General features: G+C 74.0%; 17 protein-coding genes. 10 read left to right on the top strand and 7 right to left on the bottom strand.

Features of this window, described 5'->3' with window-relative positions:
* Positions 1–38 precede the first annotated feature (38 nt).
* The 3 genes from ABZ807_RS25125 (at position 39) to ABZ807_RS25115 (ending at position 3,458) form a co-directional block, all read left to right on the top strand.
* On the top strand, positions 39–1,283 hold the full coding sequence (locus ABZ807_RS25125; protein ID WP_357162671.1) for a histidine kinase: 1,245 nt from the start codon (positions 39–41) through the stop codon (positions 1,281–1,283).
* Positions 1,271–1,960 carry a response regulator transcription factor gene (locus tag ABZ807_RS25120; RefSeq protein ID WP_357162668.1) on the top strand — a complete coding sequence of 230 codons (690 nt, stop codon included), beginning with the start codon at positions 1,271–1,273 and terminating at the stop codon, positions 1,958–1,960. The genes ABZ807_RS25125 and ABZ807_RS25120 overlap by 13 nt, the downstream gene beginning before the upstream one ends.
* Positions 1,961–2,033: 73 nt before the next feature.
* Positions 2,034–3,458, top strand: coding sequence for a DUF234 domain-containing protein (locus tag ABZ807_RS25115; protein WP_357162665.1), 1,425 nt, complete (start codon positions 2,034–2,036; stop codon positions 3,456–3,458).
* Between the two features lie 138 nt (positions 3,459–3,596).
* Here the strand turns inward: ABZ807_RS25115 and ABZ807_RS25110 are convergent, their stop codons facing one another.
* The gene (locus tag ABZ807_RS25110; RefSeq protein ID WP_357162662.1) at positions 3,597–4,382 is read right to left on the bottom strand and encodes a D-Ala-D-Ala carboxypeptidase family metallohydrolase; all 786 of its coding nucleotides are present in this window, start codon (positions 4,380–4,382) and stop codon (positions 3,597–3,599) included.
* A gap of 324 nt (positions 4,383–4,706) precedes the next feature.
* Here ABZ807_RS25110 and ABZ807_RS25105 point away from each other — a divergent pair, with 324 nt between their 5' ends.
* Both ABZ807_RS25105 and ABZ807_RS25100 read left to right on the top strand, forming a co-directional pair.
* Positions 4,707–5,348 carry a hypothetical protein gene (locus tag ABZ807_RS25105; RefSeq protein ID WP_357162775.1) on the top strand — a complete coding sequence of 214 codons (642 nt, stop codon included), beginning with the start codon at positions 4,707–4,709 and terminating at the stop codon, positions 5,346–5,348.
* 73 nt (positions 5,349–5,421) lie between these two features.
* Positions 5,422–5,886, top strand: coding sequence for a PPOX class F420-dependent oxidoreductase (locus ABZ807_RS25100; RefSeq protein ID WP_357162659.1), 465 nt, complete (start codon positions 5,422–5,424; stop codon positions 5,884–5,886).
* A 3-nt stretch (positions 5,887–5,889) separates the two neighbouring features.
* On the opposite strand, the gene ABZ807_RS25095 is transcribed toward ABZ807_RS25100, so the two are convergent.
* Entirely contained in the window at positions 5,890–6,531 is a 642-nt protein-coding gene (locus ABZ807_RS25095) for an NAD(P)H-binding protein (protein ID WP_357162656.1), read from the bottom strand.
* Between the two features lie 126 nt (positions 6,532–6,657).
* Positions 6,658–7,890 (bottom strand): serine hydrolase domain-containing protein, encoded by a 1,233-nt coding sequence (locus ABZ807_RS25090; RefSeq protein WP_357162653.1) that lies wholly within the window; start codon positions 7,888–7,890, stop codon positions 6,658–6,660.
* 77 nt (positions 7,891–7,967) lie between these two features.
* On the opposite strand from ABZ807_RS25090, the gene ABZ807_RS25085 reads away from it, so the two are divergent.
* Positions 7,968–8,561 carry a pentapeptide repeat-containing protein gene (locus tag ABZ807_RS25085; protein ID WP_357162650.1) on the top strand — a complete coding sequence of 198 codons (594 nt, stop codon included), beginning with the start codon at positions 7,968–7,970 and terminating at the stop codon, positions 8,559–8,561.
* Positions 8,562–8,675: 114 nt separating this feature from the next.
* Complete coding sequence (locus ABZ807_RS25080; protein WP_357162647.1) at positions 8,676–9,635, top strand: hypothetical protein; 960 nt, start codon at positions 8,676–8,678, stop codon at positions 9,633–9,635.
* Between the two features lie 31 nt (positions 9,636–9,666).
* Here the strand turns inward: ABZ807_RS25080 and dacB are convergent, their stop codons facing one another.
* On the bottom strand, positions 9,667–11,250 hold the full coding sequence (dacB, locus tag ABZ807_RS25075) for a D-alanyl-D-alanine carboxypeptidase/D-alanyl-D-alanine-endopeptidase (protein ID WP_357162644.1): 1,584 nt from the start codon (positions 11,248–11,250) through the stop codon (positions 9,667–9,669).
* A 339-nt stretch (positions 11,251–11,589) separates the two neighbouring features.
* Here dacB and ABZ807_RS25070 point away from each other — a divergent pair, with 339 nt between their 5' ends.
* Entirely contained in the window at positions 11,590–11,871 is a 282-nt protein-coding gene (locus ABZ807_RS25070) for an adhesin (protein WP_357162641.1), read from the top strand.
* Between the two features lies 1 nt (position 11,872).
* Here ABZ807_RS25070 and ABZ807_RS25065 read toward each other — a convergent pair whose 3' ends face one another.
* Both ABZ807_RS25065 and ABZ807_RS25060 read right to left on the bottom strand, forming a co-directional pair.
* Positions 11,873–12,967, bottom strand: coding sequence for a beta family protein (locus ABZ807_RS25065; RefSeq protein ID WP_357162638.1), 1,095 nt, complete (start codon positions 12,965–12,967; stop codon positions 11,873–11,875).
* A gap of 131 nt (positions 12,968–13,098) precedes the next feature.
* On the bottom strand, positions 13,099–13,560 hold the full coding sequence (locus ABZ807_RS25060; protein WP_357162635.1) for a PepSY domain-containing protein: 462 nt from the start codon (positions 13,558–13,560) through the stop codon (positions 13,099–13,101).
* A gap of 200 nt (positions 13,561–13,760) precedes the next feature.
* On the opposite strand from ABZ807_RS25060, the gene ABZ807_RS25055 reads away from it, so the two are divergent.
* Positions 13,761–14,153, top strand: coding sequence for a cupin domain-containing protein (locus ABZ807_RS25055; RefSeq protein ID WP_357162632.1), 393 nt, complete (start codon positions 13,761–13,763; stop codon positions 14,151–14,153).
* Positions 14,154–14,237: 84 nt separating this feature from the next.
* On the top strand, positions 14,238–16,022 hold the full coding sequence (locus ABZ807_RS25050; RefSeq protein WP_357162629.1) for a glycoside hydrolase family 15 protein: 1,785 nt from the start codon (positions 14,238–14,240) through the stop codon (positions 16,020–16,022).
* Positions 16,023–16,062: 40 nt separating this feature from the next.
* Here the strand turns inward: ABZ807_RS25050 and ABZ807_RS25045 are convergent, their stop codons facing one another.
* Positions 16,063–17,109: a DNA polymerase ligase N-terminal domain-containing protein gene (locus ABZ807_RS25045; protein WP_357162772.1), complete on the bottom strand. Its 1,047-nt coding sequence runs from the start codon at positions 17,107–17,109 to the stop codon at positions 16,063–16,065.
* Positions 17,110–17,130 lie beyond the last annotated feature (21 nt).

The raw sequence follows: 17,130 nt of genomic DNA, 5'->3' as shown, positions 1-17,130 counted from the left end.
GCTGTCGGCGGGGCCGGACGGCTATCTAGCATTGGTGGGTGAGCACTGTCGTCGTACCCGAACATCCCTGGCTGTTGCCGGGGGCCCTGACCCCCGCGGCCCCGGTGATCCGCCGGACGCCGCGGGACTGGCTGGTCGACGGGCTCGCCTTCCTGCTCTCGCTGAGCTGGGTGCTGCTGTCCTACGGCGACTCACTCGGGCCGGCACCGGAATTGGCGCTGAACGCCGGGCCGTCCTGGCTCAACGAGGTCGACCTGGTGGTGGGCGTCTGGGCCACGGCGGCCATGTGGCTGCGCCGGCGCTGGCCGGTCGCGCTGGCGGTGGCCGCCCTGCCGCTCGCGGTCTTCTCGGTCACCGCGGGGGCGGCCCTGCTGGTCATCCTGTTCACCGTGGTGGTGCACCGGCCGTTCCCGGTGGCGGCGCCGTTGGTCGGTGCGCACCTGCTGCTCACGCCCGTCTACCTCAGCATCCGACCCGACCCGGGCCTGCCGTTCTGGGCGGCGATGGTCTGGACGGCGTCGTTCGTCGGCGGGGTGCTGGCCTGGGGGATGTTCGTCCGGGCCCGCCGCCAGCTGGTGATCTCGCTGCGCGAGCGGGCGCACCGGGCCGAGGCCGAGCAGCACCTGCGGGTGGCCCAGGCCCGGCAGCTGGAACGCACCCGGATCGCCCGGGAGATGCACGACGTGCTGGCCCACCGGATCTCGCTGCTCAGCCTGCACGCCGGGGCGCTGGAGTTCCGGCCGGACGCGCCGCCGGAGGAGGTGGCCCGGGCGGCCGGGGTGATCCGTGCCAGCGCGCACGCCGCCCTGCAGGACCTGCGCGAGGTGATCGGGGTGCTGCGTGCGGAGACCGGCGGGGAGGACACGGCGACGCCGGAACGCCCCCAACCGACCCTCGCCGACGTGCCGGCGCTGATCGTCGAGTGCCGGGCGGCCGGCGTGCGGGTGAGCACCGAGGACCTGGTCACCGACGCCGGGACGGTGCCCGCCGCGGTCGGGCGCAGCGCGTACCGGATCGTGCAGGAGGGGCTGACCAACGCCCGCAAGCACGCCCCCGGGGCGGTGGTCGGGGTCCGGCTGGCCGGCCGGCCGGGCGACGGCCTCACCGTGGAGGTCCGCAACCCGTGGCCGGTGGGGGATTCCCCGGGGCCGTCGATCCCGGGGGCCGGCACCGGCCTGGTGGGCATCGCCGAGCGGGTCACCCTGGCCGGTGGCCGGCTGGCGCACGGGCGGGACGAGGCGGGGGACTTCCGGCTCGCGGCCTGGCTGCCGTGGCCGGCGTGACCGGCGGGGACGCCGCACCGGTCCGGGTGCTGATCGTCGACGACGACGCGCTGGTCCGGGCGGGGCTGTCGATGATCCTCGGCGGGGTGCCGGACATGCGGGTGGTCGGCGAGGCCGCCGACGGCGCCGAGGTGCCGGCCGCGGTCGCGGCGTACGCGCCCGACGTGGTGCTGATGGACATCCGGATGCCCCGGGTGGACGGGCTGGCGGCGACCGAGGCGCTGCGGGCGCTGCCCCGGCCGCCGGAGGTGCTGGTGCTGACCACCTTCGACGCCGACGACCAGGTGTTGCGGGCGTTGCGCGCCGGGGCGGGCGGCTTCCTGCTCAAGGACACCCCACCCGCCGAGATCGTCCAGGCGGTGCGCCGGGTGGCGGCCGGTGAGGCGACACTCTCCCCGGCGGTCACCCGCAAGCTGATCACCCACGTGACCGGCGCCGGGCCGGCGGGTCCGGATCCCCGGCGGGAGCGGGCGCTGCGGCTGCTCGGCGGGCTCACCGAGCGGGAACGGGAGGTGGCGCTCGCGCTCGGCCGGGGCTGGACGAACGCGGAGATCTCCGGCGAGCTGTTCATGAGCGTGGCGACGGTCAAGGCGTACGTGTCGCGGCTGCTGACCAGGCTGGAGCTGAACAACCGGGTGCAGGTGGCGCTGCTGGTGCACGACGCGGGCCTCGTCTGACGGCCGATCTCCGCCTGTCAGGCATACAATCATTTCTGGTTGTATCACCGATGAGAGTATCGGGGCTGAGTGCATGGACGGTTTCGTCGGCCGTACGCGGGAGTTGGCCGTGCTCGACGGGATGCTCGGCAAGGTCCGTCGCGGCGGCCGGGCCGGCCGGCCGGGCCGTGCCCTGCTGATGCGCGGGCGGCGCCGGGTCGGCAAGTCGCGGCTGGTCGAGGAGTTCGTCGACCGCGCCGAGGTGCCGCACCTGTTCTTTACCGCCTCCGCCCAGCCCACTGTCGCCGCGGACCTCGCCCTGTTCGTGGCGGCGGCCGCCACCTCCTCGTTGCCCGGCGCCCACCTCTTCGCGGCCCAGCGCCCGATGACCTGGGACGCCGCGCTCACCCTCCTCGCCGCCGCGTTGCCGACCGACCGGCCCAGTGTCGTCGTCCTCGACGAGATGCCCTACCTGATCGCAACCGATCCCGGCTTCGAGGGCACTCTGCAGAAGGTCTTCGACCGGGAGTTCTCCAGGCGTCCCGTGCTGCTTGTCTGCGTCGGTTCGGACCTGGCGATGATGGAGGCCCTGAACGACTACGGACGGCCGTTCCACCAGCGGGCGACCGAGATGGTGATCCCGCCGCTGAGCCCGGCTGACGTCCGCGACATGCTCGGCCTCACCCCGGCTGAGGCCTTCGACGCGTACCTGGTATCCGGTGGGCTGCCGCTGATTCTCGACGAGTGGCCCGGCGGCGCCTCGCTGAGCGACTACCTCGCCGACGCGGTCACCGACCCGACTTCCGCGCTGCTGGTCAGCGCGGAGCGGGCGTTGGCCGCCGAGTTCCCGACGCAGTCCCAGGCAGGACTGGTGCTGCGGGCCATCGGCTCCGGCGAGCGGACCTTCTCCCTCATCGCCCGGGCTGCGGGCGATCTGCCGCAGGCGTCGCTCAACCGGGCGCTGCGCCTGCTGGCCGACAAGCGCATCGTGGACGTGGCGGTGCCGTTGTCCACTCGGCCCTCCAGGGAGACGCGCTACGCCGTCGTCGACCCGTACCTCCGCTTCTGGTTGTCGTTCCTCGGGCCCCACCTGCCGGAGATCGAGCGCGGCCGGGGCGACCTGACCCTGGAGCGAATCAGGACGTCGTGGACGTCGTGGCGGGGCCGCGCGATCGAGCCGGTGGTCCGGGAGTCGCTGCGCCGACTACCCGCCGGCCACCTGCCGGACGGCACCGCGGTGGTCGGCGGCTACTGGACGCGTACCAACGACCCGGAGATCGATCTGGTCGGTGCCGATAGGGGGCCGGTCGCTCGCCGGATCACCTTCGTCGGCTCCGTCAAGTGGCTCGAGAACCGGCCGTTCGACACCCACGACCTGGGGCGGCTCCTCGCGCACCGGGCCCGGATGCCCGGCGCCGACGAACACGTCGAGCCGGTCGTGGTGTCCCGCGGGGGCACGGCTGTGGACGGCGTCCGGGCCCTGTCGGCGGGGGATCTCCTCACCGCCTGGCACGATTGAACTTTCGTCCGGTTCGGGCCGTACCACTGGCCCAGGATGCGCTGCGGCGATCAGCCGCAGTCGCTGCCGAGCTGCGGGAGGCCTGCCGTGCGAGTTGGTGAGCAGTCGACGGAGACGCACGGGCCCTACTGTGCGGGCTCAGTCGCCGCTGCCCACCCCGCAGTCCGGGGCGGACCAGGCGGTGTGGTTCGCCGTCCGGTCGCTGGTGTTCTCCCGCCGCGAGTCCCCGTGCACGTGGGTGGCGTGGCCGGGGTAGCCGGGGCCGAAGATCCCGCTGAACCCGTGGCTGCGGGCCGTACGGGCGATGGTGCACAGCGACGTCGTCCGGGAGACCACGTCGGCGGCGTTGCCGTAGAGGTGCTGGCTGTCCGACGCGCCGCCGACCTGGCGGTTGCAGGCGGTGCTGCGGAAGCCGCTGTTGACGGTCAGGTCCTTGTCGCCCAACCCCCGGCGCAGCGCCTCCAGCTTCCACATCGTCCGCACCGCGTTGGCCTTGGTCTGGTCGGCCGACAGCGGGCCGCCGCTCCACCCGCCCCGGCCGCAACCGTCGTCCAGCTCCTGGTAGCTGAAGTGCGCCGGCGTGCAGTCGTTGTCCTGCAACTGGTAGAGCTTGGCGAAGGTCTGCGGTCCGGCGACGCCGTCGCTGCGCAGCCCGTACGCCGACTGGAAGCGCTTGACCGCCGCGGCGGTCTCCGGTCCGTAGCGTCCGTCGATGCGCACGATTCCGCCGTAGCCGGCCCAACCGGCGACCCGGATCTGCAACTGGCGCACGTCGTCGCCGGAGCGCCCCTGGTAGAGGTCGCGCTGCCAGGTGTAGCAGCCGTCCGCGTGGGCCGCTGGCGCGGCGACCACCGAGGCGATCGCGGCTCCCGGCAGCGCCAGGGCGAACGCGACAACGGCCCGCTTCAAGGTGTTCACACGCACGGAAGTCCTCCCGGTAAGAGAGCGATTGAATGTTGATCGGGGGTCATCGGCCGGAACGTCCCGCCCTGTTCACCCTGACACCTCGAGTGCCGATTGGTGGCGATTAACGAGAATCGTCCTCATAGCCGGCTCTGCCTGGGCATTAGCTGCGAATTACCCGGAACTGCGAAACGCCCGTTCGGCGCAGACGCAGTGGGACGGAGAGAGACGACGCGGCCGGCATCGAACGTGACGGGGAGGAGCTGCGCGACACACTCCGGGTGATGCCGCGCCGTGATCCCGGCCCGGTAACGTCGGCGCCAGGTGGTGACCGGGGAGGTGGACGTGGCGCGTGGTGGCGTCTTCTGCATCGAGGGGCAGTGGCACCGGGACCTCAACGAGCGCGGCTCCGTGCTGCCCACCCTCGAACTGCTGGAACGGCTCGGCCGGATCCGCTTCATCCACAAGGACGCCGCCACCCGCGACGAGCTCTACTACTTCCTCGACCGCTGGCTGCTCAAGCAGTACGCCGACTACCGGGTCGGCTTCTTCGCCATGCACGGCGAGCCGAGCCGGCTCTGCCTCACCGACTGGGATTCCGTCGAGCTCGCCGACGTGGCGGAGCGGATGGCCGGCCGGTGCGAGGGGCGGCGGCTCTATTTCGGCAGCTGTTCGGTGCTGCGGGCCTCCGATGCCGTGCTGCGCGACTTCCTCGACGTGACCGGAGCGGCGCTGATCTGCGGATTCACCCGGGAGGTGGACTGGGTCGAATCGGCCGCCTTCGAAACCGTGCTGCTCGACGTGCTCGCCAACGGCCAGCGGCACAACGCCGCCGAGCTGCGGATGGGCTCGGCCCAGTGGGCGCCGCTGGCGGCGTACCTCGGTTTCCGGGTGATCTACGCCAACGGCCGTGCCTGGCGGCCGACGGCCCGGCCCCGGGTCCCCGCCCAACCCGCTCCCGGCCGGGTCGCCGGCCGGGCCCGCTGACCCCGACCCCGGGCCGCCCCGCCGCCGGGGCGCGCGCCCCCACGGCCTGGTAGATGCCTGGTAGAACCGACGCATGGCACGCACCATCGCGAGCAACACCCGGGTCGACCGGGACGCCCTGATCGAGTTCATCCGCCCCCGGCACAAGGTCCTGCTGATGACCACCCGGTCCGACGGCCGGCCGCAGTCCTCCCCGGTCTCCTGCGGCGTGGACGCCGAGGGCCGGCTGGTGATCTCCACCTATCCGGAGCGGGCGAAGGCGACCAACATCCGTCGCGACCCGCGGGTCTCCGCGTGTGTGCTGTCCGACGACTGGAACGGGCCCTGGGTGCAGGTCGACGGCACCGCCGAGGTGCTCGACCTGCCGGAGGCCCTGGAACCGCTGGTGGAGTACTTCCGCGGCATCTCCGGCGAGCACCCGGACTGGGACGAGTACCGGCAGGCGATGGTGAGGCAGGGCAAGTCGCTGATCCGCGTCACCATCGACAGCTGGGGGCCGGTCGCCACCGGCGGCTTCCCGGCGCGGCTGGCCGACTGAAGCTCAGTACGCGGCGGTGAACCGCATGTTCTCGAAGCGCGGGTTCTCGATCTCGTCGACGATGGCCACCGCCAGGTCCTCGTAGGTCAGCACCGAGCGCCCCCGCTCGTCGACCACCGGGTGTTCGGTGCCGGTGCGGTAGCGGCCGGTCCGCTCGCCCGGATGGAACTCCACCGGCGGCGGGGAGAGGTACGTCCAGGTCAGCCCGTCGGCCGACGCACGGTAGAGGGCGAGGGCGTCGGCCTGGCCCAGCGCCGCGTCCCGGTACTCGTCGGGGAACTCCGGCTCGTCGAGGAACCGGGTGTCGTTCGGCGTCAGCAGCGTCGCCCCGCCCCCGACGTGGATGAGCCGGGGCGGGTTCGGCACGTCCCGCAGCGCGGTGACCAGGGTCTCCGCCGCGTCCCGCCAGAGCGCCCGCTCCCCGCCGCCGATCGCCACCACGATCACGTCGGCCTCGGGGGCCAGCTCCCGGACGCTGCGCGCCGAGGTGGCATCCCCGGTCGTCACGTGGACCCCGGCCGGCAGCCAGGTGACCGACTCCGGGCGGCGGACCGCCGCCGTGACCCGGTGCCCCCGACCGGCCGCTTCCGTGACGATCCGCGAGCCCGCGGTGCCACCGGCGCCGTACACGACGATGTTGCTCATGCCGGCACTCCGCTGCGCTTCGTGCCGCCACGAGGCACCACCGCGCTGAACCTGACGATTCGCTCGCTGCGCTCGCTCATGCCGTCCAGGCTATGGACCGGCTCGGCCGCCCGTCGGCGGAACGGCTCAGTCGAGCAGGGCGGAGTAGACCAGCTGGCGCAGCTGCGAGCGCAGCGGGTACGCGCTCGACGGCATCAGCTGGGTGAACAGCAACGCGGTGACGTCCTCAGCCGGGTCGACCCAGAACGCCGTGCTGGCCAGGCCGCCCCAGTAGTACTCGCCGACGCTGCTGGGCACCCGGGCCGGCACCGGGTCCTGCACGACGGCGAAGCCCAGGCCGAAGCCGATGCCGTCCAGCACCGTCTCGGCGAACCCCTCCGGCTCGAACGACGCCAGGTCGCCGCCGCCGGGCAGGTGGTTGCGGGTCATGTAGCGCACCGTGCGGGGCGCGAGCAGGCGTACGCCGCCCAGCTCGCCGCCGCGCAGCAGCAGCTGGGTGAACAGGTGGTAGTCGGCGGCCGTGGAGACCAGCCCGCCGCCGCCGGAGAGGCAGTCGGGGCGGGTCAGCGCGGCGGCCCCGATCCGGTCGGCGCGGACGGCCCGGCCGGTGCCCGGGTGCGGGGTGTACAGGGCGGCGAGCCGCTTGGCGTCCGGCTCGTCGACCCACCAGCGGGTGTCGGTCATGCCCAGCGGGGTGAGGATCCGCTCGGTGAAGAACGCGTCCAGGCTCTGCCCGGAGACCACCTCGACCAGCCGGCCCAGCACGTCGGTGGAGACGCCGTAGCTCCAGCCGGTGCCGGGCTGGAACATCAGCGGCAGCCGGGCCATCCCGGCCGAGGCGCCGGCCAGGTCCAGCCCGGGCGGCACTCCCAGGTCGTAGCCGGCGGCGCGGTAGAGCGCGTCGACCACCGAGGTCTGCGCGAAGCCGTACGTCAGGCCGGAGGTGTGGGTCAGCAGGTGCCAGACCCGGATCGGCTCGGTCGCCGGCACCGTGTACGCCTTGAGCGCCGAGCCCTTGTCGAAGACCCGGACGTCGGCGAACTCCGGCAGCCAGCGGCTGATCGGGTCGTTCAGCTCGAAGTGGCCCTCCTCCCACAGCATCATCGCCGCGACCGAGGTGATCGGCTTGGTCATCGAGTAGATGCGCCAGAGGGTGTCCCGCTCCACCGGCGCGCCGGTCTCCACGTCCCGCAGGCCGTACGTCGCGGAGTGCGCGATCTCGCCACGGCGGGTGACCACGATCTGCCAGCCGGCGAGCCGGCCGTCGTCGACGTACCGGCCGAAGTGTTCGTCGATGCGCGCGAGCCGCGCGGGGTCGAAGCCGATGAGGTCCGGGTCGGTACTGCGTGCCACGCTCACGTCGCGAACCTACTAGTCGGTATGCCGCCGGCGGAAGGCCCGCCGCCGCTGTCGGTGCCGGCGCATAGGGTGGTGCGATGCCCGAGCCGACCGAGGACGCTACCTTCCGCCACCACGACTGGTACGCCGAGGAACTGCTCGACCGGCACTTCGTCAACTGCGTCTTCCACGACGTCGACCTCACCGAGGCGGTCAGCCGGGGCGCCTCCTTCACCGGGTGCACCTTCGGCAACGTGCGGTTCAACTCCTCCCGGCACGTCGACTCCGCCTTCACCCGCTGCGTGTTCCGGCGGTGCAACTTCTTCGAGGCCGAGTTCACCGGCTGCAAGCTGGTGGGCAGCACCTTCGACCAGTGCGACCTGAGGCCGTTGCGGGTCGAGGGCGGCGACTGGTCGTTCGTCGCGCTGCCCGGGGCCGACCTGCGCGGGGTGAGCTTCACCGACGTGCGGATGCGTGAGACGGACCTGACCGGGGCCAACCTGACCGGGGCCACGGTGACCGGCGTCGACCTCTCCGCCGCGCAACTGCACGCGGCCCGGCTGAGCGGGGCCGACCTGCGCGGCAGCGACCTCACCGCGCTGGACCCGACGGCGGTCGAGCGGGCCGGCGCGGTGATCGACCCGGAGCAGGCGTTGGTGCTGGCCCGGGCGCTCGGGTTCGAGATCCGCTGAGCCGCCGCTCAGGCCACCGGCGCCGCCGGCTGACGGCGCGCTCACCCCGGCGGGGGAGGGGCACCCCTCCTGCTCGTGAGTCGTCGCGTCCCGACCGGCGGCAGGGTGGAGGCCATGACATCGGCCCTGCCGTCCGCCACCCGCCGCACCGCCCTCCCGTACGCCGTCGGGGCGTGGGCCGCCGGCTACGGTGCCCTCCGCCTGGCCTGGGCGGTGACCGGCGCGCCGGAGTTCCCGCCGCTCGGCACCGACCTGGTGGTCTTCACCGGCTGGTGGGCGGTGGCGCTCTGCGCCGCAGCCGGGCTGGTCGCGGCCGGCCTGGCGACGGCCCGCTCGTGGCGCCCAGCGCTGGCAGTCGGTGGCTGGGCGGTCTGCGTGGCGGTCGTGGCCGCCTGCGCGCTGCTCCTGCTCGACCTCGTGGGGCTGCTGATCCTGCACCCGTTCGCCGGATTCACCGTTGCCGGCTTCGCCAGCCGGCTCGGCGCGCTGACCGGCGCGCTGCTGCTGCACGCGGCGCTGGTGGAGCATCGCCGCCGGTTCCGGTCGGACTGCCGGGAGTGCGGCCGGACCGGCCCGGTGGCCGTACCGGGGACGGGTGCGCCCGGCTGGGCGCGCGCTGGGGCCTGGCTGGCGGTCGCCGGTTGCCTGGTGCGGCTGGCCGCCCAGGCAGCGGCCGGCTTCGGTGAGGTGCCGCTGGCGCAGGGCGCCTCGATGGTCGCCTTCGAGGTGGGTTTCCTGCTCGCCGGGGTGCTGCTGCCGCTGGCCCTGGTGCACTCCTGGGGACGGATCTGGCCGCGCTGGGTGCCGCTGCTGGCCGGCCGGCGGATCCCCCGCCCGGTGCTGCTCGTCCCGGCCACCGTCCTCTCGGTCGGCCTGGTCGGCTACTTCGGCGTCGGCCTGGCCCAGCTCGCCGTGGAGACCCTCACCGGCACCTTCAACGGTGAAGGGCACTACTCGCTGGCGTTCTTCTGGGTGGCCGAGCTGGGCTACTGGGTCTGGGGTTGGGGCCTGGGGGCCGCCGCGCTCGGGTACCACCTGCGCACCCGGCGGCCCTGCTCGGACTGCGGCCGGTGAGGGCCCCACAGACGCGGGGCCCTCACCGCGCTCAGCAGGCGATCGGCTTCACCCAGGAGCACTCCAGGCCCTCCGGCGGGCGCGGCGCGTCCGGCGCCACCGGCGGCGCCACCCGCGCGGTGGTCACGCTCTTTTCGGTGTACGACGCCAGCGCGATGGCGATCTGGTCCTCCAGCCCCTTCACGGACGAGGCCAGGTAGTTGTTGAGCACCACCGAGAAGGCCAGCACCCGGCCGTCGGCGTCGGTGACGTAGCCGGAGAGGCCGGAGACCCCGGTCAGGCTGCCGGTCTTGGCGTGCACGTTGTTCGCCGCCGGCGTGTTGCGCATCCGGCTGCGCAGCGTCCCGCCGACGAAACGCTCGGCGTTGCCGGCGATCGGGAGGGCGGCGTACCAGTCGTCGAACCAGGGCTCGGCGCGGACCGCGGCGAGCAGGGCGACGAACTCGGCCGGCGGGATGAGGTTGCGCCGGGACAGCCCCGAGCCGTCGCGCTGGCGCAGCGTGCCGGTGTCCATGCCGGTGTCGGCGACGTACCCGCTGATCGCGGTCAGCCCCGCCGACCAGGTGCCCGAGCCGGAGATGACCCGGCCGATCTCCTTGGTCAGTACCTCGGCGTGCCCGTTGTTGGACAGCTTCAGGAACGGCACCATCAATTCGGCCAGGCTCATCGAGTCGTGCCGGGCAACCGGCGCCGCGTCGTCGGGGGTGGTCCGGCCGAGCACGGTGTGCCCGAGCACCCGCACCCCGTGCCGGCGCAGCGCGGCCCGGAAGACGTCGGCGGCGTACCCGGTGGGCTCCCAGACGGTCATCCAGTCGCTGGACGAGTCGTCGCCGACCGCGATCTGGCCGGTGACCACCACGGTGTTGGTGCCATGCTCCCGTTCGAAGGCGATGGTGGTCTCGCCCCCGGCGACCGTCTCGGCCCGGTTGTCGATCTGCACGTAGCCATTGGGCGGCGTCATGGTGACCGTCGGCGGCGCGCCCGCGGTGGCCGCCGGGGCGGCGTGCACGATGACGTTGCCGGCGTCGTAGTCGGTGTCCGGGGCGACGGTCAGCGCGGAGACCTGCGCCGCGTAGTAGTACGACTCGTCGTCCCACGTCCAGTCCGGACCGAGCCGGGTCCGGTCGTAGCGGGTGTCGTCGGCGACCAGGTTGCCGGTCACCACCCGTACGCCGTTCGCGGCCACCTCGGCGGCGAGCGCGTCGTAGTCGGCGGCGAGCATCGTCGGGTCGCCGCCGCCGCGCAGGTAGAGGTCGCCGGAGACCAGCCCGGCCCGGCGCTGCCCGCTGGTGCGCACGTCGGTGGTGAACCGGTGCCCCGGGCCGAGCAGTTCCAGCGCCGCGGTCGAGGTGAGCAGCTTGGTGTTGGAGGCGGGGATCAGCCGGCGGTCGCCGTTGCGGTCGTACAGGGTCTGCCCGGTGGCGGTGTCCACGACGACCACCCCGGCCTGCGCGCCGGTGAGCCGGGCGTCGGCGAGGATCGCGTCGATGGTGGCGTGCAGCCGGGTGGCCGCCGGGGTCGGCGACTCGGCGGTGGCGGGGAGGGCGCCGGCGGCGGCCACGGTGGCGGCGAGCGTCGCCAGCGCCAGGCTACGGGTAAAGAGACGACGATGCATGCCGTGACGCTGCCATGAAGATTTCCGCCGGGCAAGAGCCTGTGCCGAAGGTTTTCTTCCGGATCTCAGTCCCGGTCCAGCGCGGCGGCGGTGCGGCGGGCGTGCTCCTCGGCCCCAGCCTACCGACGACCGGGGCGCTGAGGAGCGGAAACGCCGGACGTGCGGGGCGCTCCCACAGAGCACGCTCTATTTGACGGACGCCCGCCCAGGGGGCACCGTGGATGAGGGGGCCGCGTGATGCGCCCCGATTCGCCGGGCAATGACCGGTTTGCCGCAGGTGCGCGCTTCATCACTCCGCGCGACGTCCCGCGCTTCCGAGAACCCACGAGGAGTTCCGCCATGCTCACCATGACCGACAACGCCATGCTCGTGATCCGCGACCTCGCCGTCCAGCAGGACGTCGCCGAGGACGGCGGGCTGCGCATCGCCGCCGACACCGACGCCGGCTCACTCACCATCGAGCTGGTGCCGGAACCGGTGCGGGGCGACCAGGTGGTCGACAACCAGGGCGCCCGCATCTTCCTCGACGCGGACGCCGCCGAACTGCTCAACGACACCTCCGTCGACGCGGTGGTCGACGACGAGGGCATCGTGCAGTTCGGCTTCACCGAGAAGGAGTGACTCAGCCGGCCCGGCGCGCCTCGCCGCCCCGGTGCGCCCGGGTGGCACGTCCGCGTTCCTCCCCGCCGCGCCACGGGCCGGGGGGCTGATCCCGGGCCGGTCGAGTGAGCGTGGCCAGCACGTGCGCCAGGTGGTGCGACGTGCTCCACGCCGTCCAGTTGGTCGGCGAGCCAGCGCCGGCCACCCGCCGCGCGCGGCGCAGCAGCTCGTGGTCGCCCCAGGAGAAGCCGGCCCCGGCCGGCGGCCAGTGCGGCGCCGCCACCAGCGTGCGGCACAGGTCGGCGAAGCGCTCGTCGCCCCGACCACCCCGCCGCGACCAGCGGTAGACCCACCAGGCGCCGTCCGCCGTGTACCGCACCGTGGGGAACCGGTCACCCGGCCCCTCCCCGCCGGGCGACGCGGCGGCGACGCCGTAGTCGCCGTACCCGACGCCGAGCTCGGCGAGGCGTTGCCAGAGCAGCCAGTCCCAGCGGTCGAGGCGTACCGGCTCGTCGGTGGGCAGGCGGGACAGCGTCGGCGGCATCCCGCCGGCCGCCACGGTCACCGTGCGCCAGGCGTGCCGGCGTGCCCAGTCCGCCAGCCGCCGCACCCGTGGCTCGGTCGCCCGCAGGTCCGCCGGGCAGCAGACGTCGCCCGCGTCGATGAGAAGGTCGCACTGCTCGGGCACCAGCCGGCCGTCCCGCCAGATCCGCTCCGCCGCCGCGGTGGTCGCGTCCGGGCCGGCCCGGTCCTGTCCGGCCCGCAGCCGGACCACCGCCCGCCGGGTGTGCGCCTGCGCCGCCACCCCGTGCGCCACCAGCCGCCGGTCGCTGTCGGCCAGCCCGATCACCGGCACCACCGGTACGCCCCACCGGACCAGCTCGGTCTCCGGCCCGTCGGGCAGGGCGGAGACGTCGACCGCCGGGACGAGCCCGGCCGGCAGCCGGCCGAGCAGGTCGAGCACCGCAGCGTCGACAGTGGAGAATTCGAGGACCGGAGCGAGCAGTGGAGCCGCGGCGCTGTCCAGATGGGCCAGCGCCTCCAGCTCGCCCCGTCGGCTGGCGAGGATGGGGCGGTAGACCGGTTCCGCCACCCGACCCTGCTGGGCGGGCACCATACTTCAATGTAGTCAGACATTCGTCGCCGTCACAGGGGCAATCGGCCGGTGGTGCCGGGCCGCCGCCGCGCCGGCCTCCGGTCCACCCGCCCGCCCCTGGTCGGGGACCGGCGGGCGAACCGGGCGTCGGTTCAGTCGTCGTCGCCGTGCCGGCCGCCCCCGTGGTCGTCGCCGGGCCGGTCGTCCCCGCGCCGACGGTCCGGGGCCGTCCGGTCCTCGCCGGCCTTCTGCCGGATGCGCAGCACCGCGCCGGTGACCTGGTCGACGTGCACGTCCCAGCCGGTGGCGCCGGCCGCGATCGCGACACTCCATACCGGACGCCCGTGCTCCTGCTCGGCCTCGACGTCGACGACCCGCCCGCGGCCCACGGCGGCGAGGGCGACCGCCCCGGCCCGGTCCCGGGCGACCCGCCGGCTGTCCGGCCGTGCCGGGGCGGCGAAAGCACTGTCATCTGCCGAGGGCGTGTCGTCGACGGCCGCCGCGGCGAGGTTGGCGCTCGGGGCGCGGACCTCACGGTCGGGGGCCGTGACGCCGAGGGTCTGAACCGGGCCCGGACACGGGCGCACGGCGCCGCCCGACCCGTGGGTCGTCACGTCGCCGCGCTCCGGCCGTCTCCCGCCACCGCAGCCATCCGGCGGTACGCCAGCGGGGACCTGGCTCGACCGCCGCGCGAACGCGGCCGTCAGGGTGCTCGATGCCCGTTGCGCGGGGCCTCAAACCTCGGGCGGGTGGGGAATTCCACCATCTGCCAGTCCCGGCGTGACGAGGGCTCGGGCCGGGTATGAGCCGGTCCATGGAGCATTTCACGATCGCGACCGTCGCCCAGAAGAGCCCCGACTTCCGGCGGGTGCTGTGGACCGGTGCGAAAACCCAGCTCGTCATCATGACCATTCCGCCTGGCGGCGAGATCGGCGAGGAGGTCCACGAGGGGATCGACCAGATCCTGACCTTCGTCAGCGGCACCGGCGAGGCCCGGGTCGCGGGGGAGACCAGGGAGGTCGCCCAGGGCGACCTGGTGGTCGTGCCGGCCGGCACCAGGCACAACTTCGTCAACACCGGCCCGAACCCGCTGGTGCTCTACACCGTCTACGGGCCGCCGGAGCACGCCGACCAGGTGGTGCACCGGACCAAGGAGGAGGCCGACGCGGCGGAGGCGGCCGGCGAGGACGAGCCCCCGACGTCCTGACGGACCCGGCGGCGGCGGGCCACCGGCCCCGCCGGCCGGCCCGTCGACCGGTCTGAACCCGGCCGCTCCGGGTACCCCGAGCGGGTGGACCAGTCGACGATCTCCGACTACGGATTTCTCTCCGACTGCCGTTCCGGGGCGTTGGTCGGCCGGGACGGCTCGGTCGACTGGTGGTGCCCCGACCGCTTCGACGCTCCCTCGGTCTTCGGCCGGCTGCTCGACCCCGAGGCCGGCCACTGGCGGCTGGCGCCGCTCGGGCCGTCCCGGGTGGAGCGCGCGTACCGGCCGGACACGCTCGTGCTGCGGACCGTCCACCACACCCCGGAGGGGAGCGTCGCGGTCACCGACGCGCTGGCGGCCGAGGTGGGTGCCCGCGGTCACCAGCTGGGCATGAACTCTCCGGCCGTGCTGCTGCGGGTGGTCGAGGGGCTCAGCGGCCGGGTCCGGATGGGCCTGGACTTCGCGCCCCGACCGGAGTACGGCCTGCTCACCCCGTACGTGCACGAGAAGCCGGACGGTGCGGTGGTGGCCGTCGCCGGCCCGGTCGCGCTCACCCTGCGAAGCGGCGGGCCGGCCCTGCGCGCCGGCCGTGACCGGGTCCGGCAGGAGTTCGAGGTGGCCGCCGGGCAGTGCGTCGGCTTCGACCTGGCGTACGCGCCGCTGTACGGCGATTCGCCCGCCCGGCTCGACCCGCTGACCGCGCTCGCCGAGACGGTGCAGGCGTGGGAGGCGTACCGGGAGAGCCACGGCTACGACGGCCCGTACGTCGAGCAGGTGCGCCACGGCGCCACCGTGCTCACCGGCCTGACGTACGCCCGCAGCGGCGCGGTCGCCGCCGCGCTGACCACGTCGCTGCCGGAGCGGTGCGGCGGCGACCGCAACTACGACTACCGCTACTCATGGCTGCGCGACTTCGCCATCACCATCCGGGCGCTCTGGGTGGCCGCCTGCCCGTCCGAGGCCAACCGGCTCTTCGCCTGGGCGGCCCGCTCGATCGGCCGCGTCGGGGACCAGCCCGTCCCGGTGCTCTTCGGTCTGGAGGGGGAGCGGGACATCTCCGAGCACGAGCTGGGCCACCTGCGCGGCTATGCGGGCAGCCGCCCGGTGCGGATCGGCAACGACGCCTGGCGGCAGCGGCAGCTGGACGTGCCCGGCGAGGTGATCTCGGCGGTCTGGCGAATGCACGAGCATCTCGGCGAGACCTTCGACGAGGAACTGCGGGAGATGGTGATCGGGCTGGCCGAGCAGGTCGCCGCGACCTGGCGGCTGCCGGATCGCGGGATGTGGGAGACCCGGGACGTCGACCGGCACTACCTGTCGTCCAAGGTGCTGTGCTGGGTGGCCCTGAACCGGGCGATCGAGCTGGCGCCCCGGCTGGGCGAGCGGGCCGACGCGCCCCGCTGGGCGGCGATCCGCGACGAGATCCGCGAGACCGTGCTGCGGGACGGCTGGAACGACCGGATCGGGGCGTACACCGGGGCCTTCGGGTCGACGGAGCTGGACGCCTCGGCGCTGCTGCTGCCGATGACGCAGTTCCTGCCCGCCACCGATCCCCGGATGCGCTCCACCATCGAGGCGGTCGAGCGGGAGCTGGGCACCGACCAGGGCCTGCTGCGACGCTGGGGCACCGACCCGGCCGGCTTCGTGCTCTGCTCGTTCTGGCTGGTGGAGTGCCTGATGATGGCGGGCGAGGAGGACCGGGCCCGGCGGCTGTTCGAGCAGATGCTCGGGCACGCCAACGACGTCGGCCTCTTCGCCGAGCAGGTGGACCTGCGCACCGGGGCGCAGTTGGGCAACATGCCGCAGGCGCTGTCACACATCGGCCTGATCAACGCGGCCTGGCGGTTCAGCGATCCGATCTCCCCCTGACCACCCGCTCGCCGGCCCGGATCCAGCCGCTCGCGCGCCGTCAGCTCGCCTCGATACTCAGCCAGCGCCGGCTGCGTCCCCCCGGCTCGTAGACCGAGTCCAGCCGCTTGGCCACCACCCCGGGCAGCCCCTGCCCCCGGGCCGTCTCCAGCGCCTCGGCGCCGGTGCCGGGGAACCACGGCGGAGTCTGCCAGCGTGGTCCGGCCAGCGCCAGACCGTCCAGCAGCTCCCGCCGCTGCGCGTACGGCACGTCCGTGCTGGCCACCCCCTCCAGCCAGAGCAGGTCGAAGAGCAGGAACTGCGCGTCGGGGCCGGCCCGACCCGCGCGGGCCGGGCGGACCCGGCCGGCGGGGTCGATCCGGACCAGCACGCCGTCCAGCACGGCCTCCGTCGGGGCCAGCGCCTCGGCCATGTCCCGCAACCAGGGGTACGCCCCGGTGACGTCCTCGCCGGTCTCCGACAGCAGCCGCAGCCGGCCGCCCGAGACGTACGCCATCGCCCGCACCCCGTCCCAGCGCAGCTCGTAACCCCAGTCCGCGCCGTCGGTGGGCAGCCGGCCGGACGGGGTGGGACGCATCGGGCGGACCAGCTCTGGCATGCTCGTCCAGCCGGGCGGGGGCGGATCGGTACGGCGCACCATCCAGTCCCGGCCGTCCCGGCCGCCGGTGGCGAAGAGGACGTACCGGCCGCTGGTGCGTTCGCCGCGCAGCACCACGATCACCTCGTCGTCGCGCCACTTCTCACAGCGGTAGGTGCCCCGGTCGTGCACGGTCATCGTCCCGCCGCCGTACTCGCCGGCCGGGATCTCGCCGTGGAAGTCGAGGTACTCCATCGGGTGGTCCTCGGTGCGCACGGCCAAGTGGTTGCGCCCGGTGTCCCGGGGCAGGCCGCGGGGCACCGCCCAGGAGGCGAGCACGCCCTCGCGCTCCAGCCGCAGGTCCCAGTGCAGCGAGCGGGCGTGGTGCTGCTGGATCACGAACCGGGCCTCGCCGGCCCTCCTGCGCCGGCGCGGCCGCTCCGGCGGCACCGGCTCCGGGGTGCGGGCCGCGTCCCGCTTGCGCCGATACTCCTCCAGCCGGTCCGCCACACCGGCATTCTCCGGCAAACC

The organism is Micromonospora sp. NPDC047548 (genome assembly GCF_040642975.1).
In the GTDB taxonomy this organism is placed as follows: Bacteria; Actinomycetota; Actinomycetes; order Mycobacteriales; family Micromonosporaceae; genus Micromonospora.
The sequence above is the reverse complement of the archived record's forward strand: the minus strand, read 5'-3'. Positions and strand labels throughout refer to the sequence as shown.